17 protein-coding genes and 1 other annotated feature are annotated in these 13,242 nt (G+C 40.1%); of the genes, 14 read left to right on the top strand and 3 right to left on the bottom strand.

Annotated features, from left to right (window positions below; translation table 11 throughout):
• Positions 1–3: 3 nt before the first annotated feature.
• From NQZ91_03790 to NQZ91_03770, 5 genes are all read left to right on the top strand, one after another.
• Complete coding sequence (locus NQZ91_03790; protein UUM58499.1) at positions 4–1,776, top strand: hypothetical protein; 1,773 nt, start codon at positions 4–6, stop codon at positions 1,774–1,776.
• Positions 1,742–2,671 carry a glycosyltransferase family 2 protein gene (locus NQZ91_03785; protein ID UUM58498.1) on the top strand — a complete coding sequence of 310 codons (930 nt, stop codon included), beginning with the start codon at positions 1,742–1,744 and terminating at the stop codon, positions 2,669–2,671. Before NQZ91_03790 ends, NQZ91_03785 begins: the two co-directional genes overlap by 35 nt.
• A 186-nt stretch (positions 2,672–2,857) precedes the next feature.
• Entirely contained in the window at positions 2,858–3,799 is a 942-nt protein-coding gene (locus NQZ91_03780) for an Rpn family recombination-promoting nuclease/putative transposase (protein ID UUM58497.1), read from the top strand.
• A 28-nt stretch (positions 3,800–3,827) separates the two neighbouring features.
• The gene (locus NQZ91_03775) at positions 3,828–4,082 is read left to right on the top strand and encodes a hypothetical protein (protein UUM58496.1); all 255 of its coding nucleotides are present in this window, start codon (positions 3,828–3,830) and stop codon (positions 4,080–4,082) included.
• 146 nt (positions 4,083–4,228) lie between these two features.
• The gene (locus NQZ91_03770) at positions 4,229–4,738 is read left to right on the top strand and encodes an EbsA family protein (GenBank protein ID UUM58495.1); all 510 of its coding nucleotides are present in this window, start codon (positions 4,229–4,231) and stop codon (positions 4,736–4,738) included.
• Here the strand turns inward: NQZ91_03770 and NQZ91_03765 are convergent.
• Positions 4,706–4,900 (bottom strand): ferredoxin, encoded by a 195-nt coding sequence (locus tag NQZ91_03765; GenBank protein UUM58494.1) that lies wholly within the window; start codon positions 4,898–4,900, stop codon positions 4,706–4,708. The two genes, NQZ91_03770 and NQZ91_03765, sit on opposite strands and share 33 nt — an antisense overlap.
• 48 nt (positions 4,901–4,948) lie before the next feature.
• Here NQZ91_03765 and NQZ91_03760 point away from each other — a divergent pair, with 48 nt between their 5' ends.
• The 7 genes from NQZ91_03760 to NQZ91_03730 all read left to right on the top strand — a co-directional run bounded on the left by NQZ91_03760 (position 4,949) and on the right by NQZ91_03730 (position 9,970).
• Positions 4,949–5,479, top strand: coding sequence for a LysM peptidoglycan-binding domain-containing protein (locus NQZ91_03760; GenBank protein UUM58493.1), 531 nt, complete (start codon positions 4,949–4,951; stop codon positions 5,477–5,479).
• A gap of 8 nt (positions 5,480–5,487) precedes the next feature.
• Positions 5,488–6,165 carry a (d)CMP kinase gene (gene cmk, locus NQZ91_03755; protein ID UUM58492.1) on the top strand — a complete coding sequence of 226 codons (678 nt, stop codon included), beginning with the start codon at positions 5,488–5,490 and terminating at the stop codon, positions 6,163–6,165.
• A 26-nt stretch (positions 6,166–6,191) separates the two neighbouring features.
• Positions 6,192–6,320, top strand: a sequence feature (ribosomal protein L20 leader region).
• 25 nt (positions 6,321–6,345) lie between these two features.
• On the top strand, positions 6,346–6,867 hold the full coding sequence (infC, locus tag NQZ91_03750) for a translation initiation factor IF-3 (protein UUM58814.1): 522 nt from the start codon (positions 6,346–6,348) through the stop codon (positions 6,865–6,867).
• Between the two features lie 27 nt (positions 6,868–6,894).
• A complete protein-coding gene (rpmI, locus tag NQZ91_03745) occupies positions 6,895–7,095 on the top strand; it encodes a 50S ribosomal protein L35 (protein UUM58491.1) in 201 nt (66 codons plus the stop codon).
• A gap of 52 nt (positions 7,096–7,147) precedes the next feature.
• Positions 7,148–7,507 (top strand): 50S ribosomal protein L20, encoded by a 360-nt coding sequence (rplT, locus tag NQZ91_03740; GenBank protein ID UUM58490.1) that lies wholly within the window; start codon positions 7,148–7,150, stop codon positions 7,505–7,507.
• A gap of 440 nt (positions 7,508–7,947) precedes the next feature.
• Complete coding sequence (locus NQZ91_03735) at positions 7,948–8,622, top strand: response regulator transcription factor (protein ID UUM58489.1); 675 nt, start codon at positions 7,948–7,950, stop codon at positions 8,620–8,622.
• A complete protein-coding gene (locus NQZ91_03730) occupies positions 8,612–9,970 on the top strand; it encodes a HAMP domain-containing histidine kinase (protein ID UUM58488.1) in 1,359 nt (452 codons plus the stop codon). Before NQZ91_03735 ends, NQZ91_03730 begins: the two co-directional genes overlap by 11 nt.
• Positions 9,971–10,031: 61 nt before the next feature.
• Here the strand turns inward: NQZ91_03730 and rpsT are convergent, their stop codons facing one another.
• Together rpsT and coaA are read right to left on the bottom strand one after the other, a co-directional pair.
• Positions 10,032–10,280 carry a 30S ribosomal protein S20 gene (gene rpsT / locus NQZ91_03725; GenBank protein ID UUM58813.1) on the bottom strand — a complete coding sequence of 83 codons (249 nt, stop codon included), beginning with the start codon at positions 10,278–10,280 and terminating at the stop codon, positions 10,032–10,034.
• A 58-nt stretch (positions 10,281–10,338) separates the two neighbouring features.
• Positions 10,339–11,259, bottom strand: a complete 921-nt coding sequence (coaA, locus tag NQZ91_03720) for a type I pantothenate kinase (GenBank protein ID UUM58487.1) — start codon at positions 11,257–11,259, stop codon at positions 10,339–10,341.
• A gap of 108 nt (positions 11,260–11,367) precedes the next feature.
• On the opposite strand from coaA, the gene NQZ91_03715 reads away from it, so the two are divergent.
• Positions 11,368–11,958, top strand: coding sequence for a class I SAM-dependent methyltransferase (locus NQZ91_03715; protein ID UUM58486.1), 591 nt, complete (start codon positions 11,368–11,370; stop codon positions 11,956–11,958).
• A complete protein-coding gene (locus tag NQZ91_03710; protein ID UUM58485.1) occupies positions 11,955–13,232 on the top strand; it encodes a pyrimidine-nucleoside phosphorylase in 1,278 nt (425 codons plus the stop codon). Before NQZ91_03715 ends, NQZ91_03710 begins: the two co-directional genes overlap by 4 nt.
• The last annotated feature ends 10 nt before the right edge of the window (positions 13,233–13,242 follow it).

Genomic DNA, 13,242 nt, shown 5'->3' with positions numbered 1-13,242 from the left:
TGATTGAACAAGAAAAATTTTTATGATACGGGTAAAAAGATTTTTAAAAGTCGGTATCTATTTTTATTGATTTATTCGGCAGTATTTACATTGGTTTCATTTGTATCTGCAAATGTATCAAGTATCATATACGACTACCCTTTTCATTTAGGAAGGATAGTCGGATTGGCACATTCGCTTACTAATAAGGATTTATTGCCGAATTTAAACTATCTGTTTCTGTATGGATCGGGATATGGGCTTCCAATGTTTTATGGAAACTGGATGCTATACTTTCCGGCCTTAGTTTTTCTTAAAACTAAAGTTGCGACATTTGCATTTTCAGCATTTGTAGGACAGTTGACACTTCTAACAGTTTGGTCGACATATTATGTGTTGGAGAAGATGACAGCTGATAAATCGCGTTCCATTTTTGGAGCAATCGCTGTCTCATGCTCTGTTACATATTTCGGATTTGGTATGACAGCAGTTGTGCCCTTGATTCCATTATTACTTTACGCAATCTATAAAGTTCTTTATAAAAATCAGAATAATCCTATATTATTAGCAGTAGTGATTTCATTACTGGTGCAGACACACATTATTTCAACAATTGTACTTGCGATATTTTCTGCCATACTGGTAATATTTAATGTGAGACGGTTAAGTTTTACAAAACTAATGTCATTTTTTAGTTCGGTAATAGTATCTATTTTCCTGTTGAGTGGATTTATTTTACAGTATCTTGAACAAAATAGTTCCCAAACATTTTTTGTTAGTTGGAAACTTCGTGATTTTCCATTTCCTTCAGATGCTCTAATGGCTCCAGGAAGTATAATTTCCATACTATCGAACTATTATTGGCCAATTATTTTTATATTCTTAATATTAAGTGTATTTTGTTTTAAATATTTTGATACTTATTCAAGGCAGTTAATTGGTACAGTCATCATAATGTTTATTTTCTCATCAAACATTTTGCCATGGGGGATGCTACGCCAGACATTTTTATCAGTTTTCCAATATACGGAAAGATTGATTTATCTATTGCCAGTCTTTGTTTTAATGGCGATTATGAAAACTGCACCCCAAAAAATAGTTTTATTGGTGACAGTTTTGCAAGTGGGTATCTATCTTTATAGTTTTCCAATGAAATTTACATTTGATACTATTCCATATTCTGAACGGGGATACAAAGATAATGCAAAAAAGATAATGGATAATACTAATAGAGATGCCTATAATGCATTCTATAGTTCAACAGAAAAAACATATGATACCTCAGGCGATGAATATTTAAATATTGACATTGTACACGACAATATTAGGAATGGTACAATTAAGTTATTTGAATTTGACTCAGAGAAAGTTCAGATTACAAATATTCAGCATGGATACAATAGGCTGGATTTCGATATTGAATTATTAGAAGGTATAGGGGAGCAATTCGTAGTTATTCCTAGAATCTGGTACAAAGGCTATATTGCAAATTATTCACAGGGAGCGAACGGTACCCAACCGGAGCTTTCTTATGTAAAGAAATCATATTCAGAGGTTGCAGAAGCGGAGGCTCTGGGGAAGCCGGAAGCCACACATAAAGTTCTTTATGATGGTAGGGCTGTAATAAACGTTTCATCTAGTGGGCATGTTTCTATTCAATATAAAAAAACTACTGTACAATGGATTGGCTATGCAATCCAGATTCTATCCAGTCTTGCCATATTCTTTTATAGTTTAACCAATAAGAAGAGGTATAGAATTCATGAAAAAACTGACAATCATCGTCCCTTGCTATAATGAGGAAGAAACAATCCGTCCATTTCTAGCAGCTACCCAAGAAGTTGAAAAAGAATTGTCTAATGAGCTAATTTTTGAATATTTATTTGTTAATGATGGCTCTAAGGATGCGACTCTAAGAATCCTCAGAGAGGTTTCAAAGGATTTCGACAATGTTCATTATCTTTCTTTTTCGAGAAATTTTGGGAAAGAAGCAGGCCTTTTGGCTGGCTTAGAACACGCCAAGGGAGATTTCATTACGGTGATGGATGTGGACTTACAAGATCCGCCAGAATTACTCATCCAAATGTATGAGAAAATAAAGGGTGGTTGTGACGTTGTGGGAACTCGTCGTGCAGATCGCTCAGGTGAACCACCGATTCGCTCCTTTTTCTCGAAATTATTCTATAAATTAATTAATAAAGTTTCGGATACAGAGATGATCGATGGAGCCAGAGACTTTCGTCTGATGACAAGACAGGTAGTTGATAGTATCTTAGAACTTCAAGAAGTCAACCGTTTTTCAAAAGGATTATTTTCCTGGGTAGGGTTTGAAGTAGACTATATCAGTTATGAGAACAGGGAAAGAATCGCTGGTGAAACGTCATGGAGTTTTTGGAGTTTATTAAATTATTCTTTGGAGGGATTCATTAATTTTTCGGAGGCACCTTTAAATTTATCAGTCTGGGCTGGAATATCATCGTTCTTAATGTCGATTTTGGGTATTTTATTTGTTGTCGTTCGCAAAGTCACTATTGGTGGCAGTATCACAGGTTGGGCAAGCACCGTTTCAATTATATTATTTATTGGTGGAATTCAACTGTTAGCTATTGGGATAATAGGAAAATATATTGCAAAAATATTTTTAGAAACTAAAAAACGTCCCATATATATTATCAAGGAACAAAATTTATAGTATTTGTTGTACCTGTCAAAAACTAGCTCTCTTAGGTAATTTCAAAGTATATGTAATGAGAAAGAACTATTATTATTTACTTTCTCATTTTTTACATTTTCTTCCATTTATGATAAAATAATTTTAGAAACTGCCAGTATTTTTCGAATTAAGTAAGTAGTAGAACTAAATTCGGAGGATACTGATTTGTCAAAACGCCGCCACAAGATTAATCCCTTAGCTGATATTGTTGCTAAGAAAATTTTTAGCGACCATGAGATTACCATTGATTTTATCGAAACTTTTCTGGGCTTTCGCCCCCAGTCTGTTGAGATTTTGAATGGTACTATCGCAGACCTCAAGCGCGAACGGAAGGGATTTTTCAGCACCACAGTGGATATTCTGGCTCTCATGGAGGACCAGACCCAGGTCATTATCGAGATTCAGGTGGCCTACCAGAAGAACTTCATCAAGCGGCTCTGGACCTATTCTTGCCAGCATTTGGTTAAGGATTTGCCCAATGTTCGCAAGAAGGTTTACAAGACCCACGATATGTATGAAAAAATCATGCCGGTCTATTCGATAGCGCTTGTTGCCAGCCGTTATTTTGATGACAATCGTCCCATTCATTCTTTTATCATTACGGACAGTCAGACAGGCGAAGTACTGGAACAGCCCTTCGGTGAAACTGGACAGTACAAGAAACCGTTTGAAATGGTGATTATCGAGCTGAAAAAGTTCCGTGACAGCATGCTGGACGACAAACAACGACTCTGGCTGGAGTTTTTCTCCAACCGAGGCTTTAGCCAACGACCGACACCTATTATTGATAAGGCCGAGCAGTTGCTCGACAGAAATGCAATGACCAAGGAGGAAATAGACATGATAGACCAATGGAATCGCAATGCATCTAACCATTTTTGGGAAATTCATTCCGGTATTACCCGCCATGAAGAGGCTGTTCGTGAGAAAGCCTTGAAAGAGGGGATTGAACTTGGTATTGAGCAAGGAATTGAACAAGGAATCGAACAAGGGCAATTGAGTATGATCGGTCGTATGTTACAGCAAGGTCGTAGTCCTATGCAGATAGCTGACTTCGTTGGTTTGGACTTGAGTTTGGTTCAAAAACTTACTCAACAGCTGTCTTGAGATTACCATGACCAAGGAGGAAGTAGACATGATAGACCAGTGGAGCCGCAACGCATCCAACCATTTTTGGGAAATTCATTCAGGTATCACCCGCCATGAGGAGGCCGTGCGTGAAAAGGCTTTGCAGGAGGGGATTGAGCAAGGAATCGAACAGGGAGTTATCATCCGTAATATGGAGATTGAACAAAACCTTTTATCTATGGGAGTCCCAGTTGACCAGATGTCTCAAGGAACAGGTCTGTCCGTTGCCGATATTTTGAACTTGGCGACGAGTCACAGTTAATCTGAGCTGGCCAGGAGTGTTTCTCTCAACAAAGTCATCCGTTCTGTAACACAATCGCAATCTCTTTGTAATAATTTCACACAATTTAAGGATTTTCCATAGGAAAATCCTCTTTTTTATGCTAAAATAGAAAAAGGAGGTATAAAATGATCCGATTATTTGGAAAATTAAGATACCATTGGCAACCGGATTTTGCGACCTCGATGATCTATTGGTCCCTGTCCTTGGTTCCTCTCTTTCTAGGGCTATCCCTCATTTTGGAGAGAAGTCGCCAGGTATTTATCATTTTTCTCTTGCTGTTTACGACGATTGTCTTAGCGATTTTAGGCAGTCATCGGTACTTTCTTATTGAAGATGAAAATTTATATATCGCATCAGCAAATCTATTTAAGAATAAAAAAATTGACATTGCTTCCATCAGCAAGGTCAAGGTCAATTATTTATCTATCAGTATCTGTAGGAGAAATGAAGCCGAGGAGCTAACATTCTGCATGAGGAAGTGGCCTAAGAAATACTTCATCAATGCCTTAGCCCTTCATCCCAAATTTCAAGGCGAAATAGAGCTTGTCGACCATTTGGTCAAGCAGGATTATTTTGAAGTCTACTATTCAGATGAAGCGAAATCACTCCGCAAGAATAGCCTTGGTGGGGCATGATTTTGCAGCCAGGAGAGCCTGATTATCAGCTGGAATGCTTGTTTCTAATGCTTCAGTATGGCTAAAGATAACGATACCGTCATCATCATAGTCAAACAAGGGCGAGTAGGTCTGACATAGACCACAGGCGATACATTTTTCAGGAATCAGTCTAATATTCATAGAATAATTGTAAACATAATAGGAAAAAAATACAAGGAGAAGCTATCAATGTCACAAGAACCATGGAATGATGAACTTTTTGAAGAAGAATTGGAAGAAGTTGAGGATGAGCAAGTGTCAGTAAGTCGTAGAAATCGAAAAGTAGGTATGATGGCGAGTAGTCGCTTGTTTACTATTTTAGCTTCAATCTTTGTTTTCTTCCTTTTGGCCATTATCATTTTGGCTATTTACCTGTCTACAGGTGGCAGTAATACTGACTCGACAGAAGGTTTTTATAATGCTGAAAATGCCCAGGTTGCAACTTCGAGTTCATCTGAGCAAGATTCAAACGCAACTGAAACGACTGAGACTACAGAAGCAGCCACTGAGGAATCATCAACAGAGGCAAGCTCCGCTGCGGATTTGGTAGATCGTGGAGATGGTACAACCACAACTGTCCAACCTGGCGAAGGTCTTGCAAGTATTGCCAACCGAGCAGGGGTTTCTATGGCTGAGTTGGAACGCTTGAATCCAGAAAAAATGGTGGGACCTGGTGGTACTTGGTGGGCCAACCCAGGAGATGTAGTACGTATTAGATAAGAGGATTTATGAAATCAATTCAAATCGCCATCGATGGACCTGCTTCGAGCGGAAAGTCAACCGTGGCAAAAATTATTGCGAAAAATTTTGGCTATACCTATTTGGACACTGGTGCTATGTATCGTGCCGTTACATTGTTAGCTCTGGAAAATAAACTAACAGCTGATATGGTTGACGATATTTTAGCTCTCTTGGCTCAGTATCCGATTTCATTCGGCCGTTCGGAAGATGGCCAGCAACTGGTGTTCCTCGGTCAACGGGATGTCAGTCTAGCCATTCGTGATAACGACGTGACCAACAATGTTTCTTGGGTGGCAGCATTGGCTCCTATTCGTGAAAGACTGGTCGAACTCCAGCAAGAAATTGCCCAGGCAGGTGGCATTGTCATGGATGGTCGTGATATTGGCACAGTTGTTTTGCCTCAGGCAGAGTTGAAAATTTTCCTGATTGCCTCTGTTGAAGAGCGGGCCCTTCGCCGTTTTAAGGAAAATAAGGCGCGAGGCATTGAGACGGATTTGGAAACCTTGAAAGAGGAGATTGCGGCCCGTGACTTGAAAGATAGTACACGAGCAGTTTCACCACTCAAAGCAGCAGAAGATGCCATTACCTTTGATACAACTGGTGTTTCTATTGAAGGTGTTGTGCAATTTATTTCAGAAAAAGCGAAAGAAATCCTTGACAAGTAGTGTAGGACATGATAGAATGGTCGTATTGAGAAAAGCAGAAGTGAGAGCTTCTCGCCTTGCGACTAACGTTGTCTGGCCCTACGGATTAAGATTTCTTCGGAAAGAATAATGGTGTAGTGCGGACTTGTGTAGCAAGTCCGTTTCGTTTTTCTCGAAAAAAATAAAATGAGGTGAAAAGCCATAGCAAAGCAAGATTTGTTCATCAATGATGAAATTCGAGTGCGTGAAGTTCGTCTTATCGGTCTTGAGGGTGAACAGTTGGGAATCAAACCGCTCAATGAGGCTCAGGCCATCGCTGATCAGGCAAATGTGGATTTAGTATTGATTCAACCGCAAGCTAAACCGCCAGTTGCTAAAATTATGGACTACGGTAAGTTCAAATTTGAGTATCAGAAGAAACAGAAAGAACAACGCAAGAAACAAAGTGTTGTCACTGTCAAAGAAGTGCGTCTAAGTCCAGTTATTGACAAAGGGGATTTCGAGACGAAACTTCGTAATGCCCGTAAATTCCTTGAAAAAGGAAATAAGGTCAAGGTTTCGATCCGTTTCAAGGGTCGTATGATTACCCACAAAGATGTTGGCGCGAAAGTATTAGCTGAGTTCGCCGAAGCAACCCAAGATATTGCCATTATCGAACAACGCGCTAAGATGGACGGTCGTCAAATGTTTATGCAGTTGGCCCCAGCTTCAGATAAAAAATAAGCTTTTTACGCTAAAAGGAGAATTAAAATGCCAAAACAAAAAACTCACCGCGCATCAGCTAAACGTTTTAAACGTACAGGTTCTGGTGGATTGAAACGCTTCCGCGCTTATACTTCACACCGTTTCCACGGTAAAACTAAAAAACAACGTCGTCACCTTCGTAAAGCAGGTATGGTACATGCTGGTGACTTTAAGCGTATCAAGTCAATGCTTACACAAATGCGCTAATCTCGCATCAGTATTGCATAATTACTATTTGAATTATTTGGAGGAAAATTAAATGGCACGTGTTAAAGGTGGCGTTGTTTCTCGTAAACGCCGTAAACGTATTTTAAAATTAGCTAAAGGTTACTACGGTGCTAAGCACCTCTTGTTCCGCACTGCGAAAGAACAAGTAATGAACTCTTACTACTATGCATACCGTGACCGCCGTCAGAAAAAACGTGATTTCCGTAAATTGTGGATCACTCGTATCAATGCGGCAGCTCGTATGAACGGTTTGTCATACTCACAATTGATGCACGGTTTGAAATTGGCTGAAATCGAAGTGAACCGTAAAATGCTTGCAGATATCGCAGTAAACGATGCAGCAGGTTTCACAGCTCTTGCAGACGCTGCAAAAGCAAAACTTGGTAAGTAATTATCAGGAGGCTTCCTTTTGGAAGTCTTTTTGTGTTTTAGTTTCTTTTAAGTTACATCGTTTATACTAGAGAGGTCAAGCTAGGAGTATAAGAACCTGCCTTCACAGCTCAGAACCTGAGCTAAGGATATTTTTCTGCCACTCATTGGTAGAACCTACAGTCACAGGTTAAATTCTCAGATTGCTACAAAAATCGGAGCAAATCTGAAAACTTCCTATAGGTTCTAGTTTTTCTCGAAATACAGTCAGTATTCCATCTCAAGCGGCCTTGATTAGCAAGAAACTATCCCTTATCGAAATGTATCGTACTTGTGACTACAGGTTCTAACATCTATTCGTGAACCTGCTGCATTTAATAGTAGGAATTGCTGCTAGTTTGGCTTTTTCTAAATAGAAATATGAATGTGAAGATGTTATAATGAGTAAAAAAGGAGACAGATATGATTAAAATATTGCTTGTTGAAGACGATGTAAGCCTATCTAATTCGGTGTTCGACTTTCTAGATGATTTTGCTGATGTTATGCAGGTTTTTGATGGCGATGAGGGCCTCTATGAGGCAGAATCAGGTGTCTATGATCTGATTCTCTTGGATCTGATGTTGCCAGAGAAGGATGGATTTCAGGTCTTAAAAGAAATCCGCGAAAAAGGAATTTCTACTCCGGTCCTGATTACGACGGCTAAAGAAAGCTTGGATGATAAGGGTCACGGTTTTGAATTGGGGGCGGATGATTACCTGACCAAGCCATTTTATTTAGAGGAGTTGAAGATGCGTATTCAGGCGCTTTTGAAGCGAGCTGGTAAATTCAATGATAATCAGCTAGAATTTGGCAATGTGACTGTTGATTTGTCTACCAATATGACCTATGTGGACGGCAGTGAAATTGAGTTACTAGGAAAAGAATTTGATTTACTGGTGTATTTCTTGCAAAACCAGAACGTTATTCTTCCTAAAACTCAAATTTTTGACCGTATTTGGGGCTTTGACAGCGATACGACCATCTCAGTAGTAGAGGTCTATGTTTCAAAAGTCCGAAAGAAATTAAAGGGAACGGTTTTCGCAGACCGCTTGCAGACCTTGAGAAGTGTAGGGTATATTTTGAAAAATGATCAATAAGATGAGAAAGCTCACCAAGTCGGACAATTTTTCCTACTTTATCCGCTATTTTGCCGTATTTACGCTGATTTTCATATCTATGACGGCCATTATTTTTCAACTGATGCGGTCTACCATGTATCGTAGTACAGATATCAAGTTTGACAAAATCAAGCAACATCCTGACTTGGTTTTGAATTTTGCGGCAGCTAGGATGCTGAATCCAGATTCGGAAATTATTCTTCAGGACCAGAGCAATCAAGGTAATGCAAGTGCGAATACTCTCCCAGATGATACTGATGGTGGTCCCGGTGAGCCCATTCGTTTGGGAACCAATTTCCACGTACTCTTGTATAATTCTGCGGGTGAGCTAGTCAATTCTGATGTCTTCAGCGGTTTGTCTGAATTGGCTTTTGATAAGGAAAGTTTGAAAAATGTAAAGGAAGTCAGCGTCGAAGGGCCATTTGGTGACGATGATTTCCGTTATACCACCCTGGAGTTGCCGAGTGAGGTAATGGAAAAATATTCGTCGCTAGACTTGAAATACGCGACTATCTGTGTCAATGTCAGTCAGATTAAAATGTCTATTCAGACCTATGAGCGAACAGTGGCGATTGTCATGGTCTCCTTCTGGTTTATTTCGCTGTTTGCCAGTCTTTATTTAGCTCAACTCAGTATGCGGCCAATTTTGCTGAGCTATCAAAAGCAGAAGGATTTTGTGGAGAATGCTAGTCATGAGCTCAGGACACCACTGACTGTCCTACAGAATCGCCTAGAGGGGCTCTTCCGTCATCCCAATGCGACCATCATTGAATCCAGTGAAAGCATTGCCTCCAGTCTTGCTGAAGTGCGGAACATGCGGATTTTAACCAGTAATTTGCTGAATCTGGCTCGGCGAGATGATGGTTTCCAGATTGTGATGGATGATTTGGATCCACAATATCTCGAGGAAATCTTTGACAATTTTAACATTATCGCTGAAGAGAGTGGCAAGGATTTACTTGTTACGAATCATATTAAGCAGCCTATTCGGACAGATAAGGCCCTGCTAAAACAACTCCTGACCATTATTTTTGATAATGCCTTGAAATATACAAGAGACGATGGACAAATTAGCATTCAGGCAAGAGTAAAGGATAAATTTGCGTACTTTACAGTCGCGGACAATGGAATAGGAATTAGTCAGGATGATAAGACCAAGGTCTTCGATCGTTTTTATCGGGTAGATAAGGCTAGAACGCGACAAAAAGGTGGTTTTGGACTCGGCTTGTCCTTGGCTAAACAGATTAGTGATTCCTTGAAGGGGGAAATTTCAATTCGTGATAACCAGCCAACAGGAACTATTTTTGAAATCAAGATACCGAGATAGGATTGGCAGCGCCAGTCCTATTTTTAAAATAAAAAAAGAAGTCTTGACGACTTCGATTTTATTACGCAAGTTTTGCTGCAAGACGTGCTTTGTCGCGGCTTGCTTTGTTTTTGTGAATCAAACCTTTAGTTTCTGCCTTATCGATTGCTGAGCTAGCAGCGCGGTAAAGCTCTTCAGATGGGTTAGCTTCAAATGCTTTGATTGCAGTACGCATAGCTGATTTTTGTGCTGAGTTTTTAGCGTTTTGTTTAACGTTCAATTCAGCGCGTTTGATAGCTGACTTAATGTTTGCCAATGGTTTCACCTCCACCCTTTCTTGTACTAACCATACCATTATATCTGAAAAGACTGGTTTTGACAAGTGTTATTTATTTTTTTAGATAAATTTTATCAATTTCATGGTTTTCAGCCTTGTGCAAGATAATATCCGCCCGATTGCGCGTCGGCTCGATGTATTTTTCGAGGTTGGCAAGGTTGATATTTTTCCAAGTATTTTGAGCGACTGCGATGATTTCTGGATAGGAGAGCCGGGTGTAGCGATGGTAGTAGTTGCTAGGGTCATTTTTTGCAAGTTTCAGCAATTTTTGGAAGCGTTCTAAGTACCAGGTTTCGATATTCTCCACCTCGGCATCCACATAGATAGATACATCAAAATAATCGCTGACATAGAGTCGCTGGTTTTGAGGGTTCTGGAAGACATTGATTCCCTCGACAATTAGAAAATCAGGGACCTGAATTTTTTGACTTTTATCAGGGACAATATCGTAGGTTTCGTGAGAATAGACAGGAATTTCACAATTGATGCCATTTTTGATATTGTCTAAGAATCCAATCAGTTTTTCCATATCATAAGACTCAGGAAAGCCTTTTTTGTCCAATAGATTCATTTCCTCTAGGGTAGCATTGGGGTAAAGAAAACCGTCGGTGGTAACCAGTTCTACAGTTGAATGCTTGAAAGTGCGGGCAATCAAAATCTGGAGCAAGCGACTGGTAGTGGATTTACCAACAGCAACACTTCCGGAAATACCGATGATAAATGGTTGAGATTTGATGGATTTCTGGAGGAAGAGACTCTTTGTAAAGGTTAAATCTTTTCTGGCCTTGCGATAGATGTGAATGAGGTTGACCAAGGGGAGGTAGACATCTGATACCTCATGAAGTTGGATCTTATCATTGAAACTTTTGATGGAATTGAGTTCACTCTGAGTCAAGGGGATGGTGGTTTTACGGTGAAGTTGCTGCCAGGTGGAGCGATCGATTTCTTCAAAATTTAAAAATTCATGTTTCATTTTTTGTTTTCCATATCTAGTAATTATTTCTTGTCATTTATTTTAACATATCTTTTCAGGTAAGTAAAACCTCTTGAAAACGTTTTTAGGAAATGTTATAATAAAGACATGTCAGAGATGTATTACGAAAAAAATCCCAGTACAGCACATGATATTCATGAACTCCGTGTCCGTTTATTAGATACCCACATGACATTCTTGACAGATGCAGGTGTATTTAGTAAGAAAATGGTTGATTATGGAAGTCAGGTGCTTTTACAATCCCTAGAATTAGAAACTGGGAAGACCCTCTTGGATGTTGGCTGTGGCTATGGTCCACTTGGATTAACCTTGGCAAAGGTCTTTAATGTTGATGTGACCTTGATTGATATCAATAGCAGAGCGCTCGAGTTGGCTGAAAAGAATGCTGAGAAAAACGGTGTTCCAGCAACTATCTTCCAGTCCAATATCTATGAAAATGTCAGCGGAAATTTTGATTATATTATCTCCAATCCACCTATCCGTGCTGGCAAGGCGGTGGTGCACGAAGTCATTTCAGGTGCCCATGCATACTTAGTGGACGGTGGAACCTTGACCATTGTGATCCAAAAGAAACAGGGCGCACCAAGTGCCAAGACCAAGATGGAAGAAGTGTTTGGCAATTGTCAAATAAAGAAAAAGGATAAGGGATACTATATTTTAGAAAGTGTGAAAGAATGAGAGCAGTTGATTTAATTCAGAAAAAACGAGATGGTTTGGAATTGTCTTCTGAGGAAATTAAATGGTTGATTGAGGGCTACGTGGCTGGAACAGTGCCTGACTACCAAATGTCAGCCCTGGCGATGGCCATTTACTTTAAAGGCATGTCAACGCGAGAGATTTCTGATCTAACTATGAATATGGTGGCATCAGGTGACCAGATTGACTTATCTGCTATTCCTGGTATCAAGGTAGACAAGCACTCGACTGGTGGTGTGGGTGACAAAGTAACCTTGATTTTAGCTCCTTTGGTAGCTAGTTTTGAAGTGCCAGTTGCCAAGATGAGCGGACGCGGTTTGGGTCACACAGGTGGCACTCTGGACAAATTGGAGTCCATTAAAGGGTATCAGATTGAGGTGACTCAGGAAGACTTTATCAAGCAGGTTCAGGAGACGGGAGTTGCGGTTATTGGCCAATCAGATAATTTGGTCAAGGCTGATAAGTTGCTCTATGCTCTGCGCGATGTGACAGCGACGGTGGACATTATTCCCTTGATTGCAAGCTCGGTTATGTCTAAAAAGATTGCGGCTGGTGCAGATGCCATTCTCCTTGATGTCACGGTGGGCGAAGGTGCCTTCATGAAGACAGTAGAAGAGGCGCGTGTGCTGGCTCAGACCATGGTGGACCTTGGTAAGGCTGTCGGACGTAAGACTATTGCAGTTTTGACAAATATGTCTCAGCCAGTGGGAACCAGCATTGGTAATCGCCTGGAAATCCTTGAGGCCTTGGAAATTTTACAAGGCAAGGGTAGGGAAGACGTGACAGAGTTTATCTGTGAATTGGCTCAAATCATGTTGGGACTTGCTGATGTTGAAAAGACGGTTGCGGAAGTTCGTCAGCATATTGAAAATGGAGCTGCCCTTAAGAAATTTGAGGAAATGGTTCAGGCTCAAGGAGGTGATTTAGAAGACCTCTACCGTCCGGCAGATGTTTCCCACAAGGTGGACGTATTGGCAGAGCGAGATGGCTATATTGTTGGTTTGCCAGCTCTAGAATTTGGTCTATTTGCCATGAAACTAGGAGCAGGTCGAGCGGTAAAAACAGATGAACTGGACTATGAGACTGGTATTGTTTTCCACAAAAAAGTGGGGGATGCAGTCGAAAAAGGTCAGCCGATTGCAACCATCTATGCAAATGAAAATATTTCGGAAAATATGCTTACAAATTTCCAAAAAAATGTTAAAATAGATGATGTAAGTGTAAATACGAAGGAAATCATTGAAATCATTTCTTAATGTACGGAGA

The sequence above is a fragment of the Streptococcus suis genome, assembly GCA_024583055.1.
In the GTDB taxonomy this organism is placed as follows: Bacteria; Bacillota; Bacilli; order Lactobacillales; family Streptococcaceae; genus Streptococcus; species Streptococcus suis_V.
This window is presented reverse-complemented; position numbering and strand designations above follow the sequence as displayed.

Coding starts and splice junctions, on each gene's coding strand:
- NQZ91_03770 (UUM58495.1), top strand. CDS start 4,229: ATGATCCGATTATTTGGAAAATTAAGATACCATTGGCAACCGGATTTT.
- NQZ91_03735 (UUM58489.1), top strand. CDS start 7,948: ATGATTAAAATATTGCTTGTTGAAGACGATGTAAGCCTATCTAATTCG.
- rplT (UUM58490.1), top strand. CDS start 7,148: ATGGCACGTGTTAAAGGTGGCGTTGTTTCTCGTAAACGCCGTAAACGT.
- cmk (UUM58492.1), top strand. CDS start 5,488: ATGAAATCAATTCAAATCGCCATCGATGGACCTGCTTCGAGCGGAAAG.
- NQZ91_03710 (UUM58485.1), top strand. CDS start 11,955: ATGAGAGCAGTTGATTTAATTCAGAAAAAACGAGATGGTTTGGAATTG.
- NQZ91_03760 (UUM58493.1), top strand. CDS start 4,949: ATGTCACAAGAACCATGGAATGATGAACTTTTTGAAGAAGAATTGGAA.
- NQZ91_03765 (UUM58494.1), bottom strand. CDS start 4,900: ATGAATATTAGACTGATTCCTGAAAAATGTATCGCCTGTGGTCTATGT.
- coaA (UUM58487.1), bottom strand. CDS start 11,259: ATGAAACATGAATTTTTAAATTTTGAAGAAATCGATCGCTCCACCTGG.
- NQZ91_03785 (UUM58498.1), top strand. CDS start 1,742: ATGAAAAAACTGACAATCATCGTCCCTTGCTATAATGAGGAAGAAACA.
- NQZ91_03775 (UUM58496.1), top strand. CDS start 3,828: ATGATAGACCAGTGGAGCCGCAACGCATCCAACCATTTTTGGGAAATT.
- rpmI (UUM58491.1), top strand. CDS start 6,895: ATGCCAAAACAAAAAACTCACCGCGCATCAGCTAAACGTTTTAAACGT.
- NQZ91_03715 (UUM58486.1), top strand. CDS start 11,368: ATGTCAGAGATGTATTACGAAAAAAATCCCAGTACAGCACATGATATT.
- NQZ91_03730 (UUM58488.1), top strand. CDS start 8,612: ATGATCAATAAGATGAGAAAGCTCACCAAGTCGGACAATTTTTCCTAC.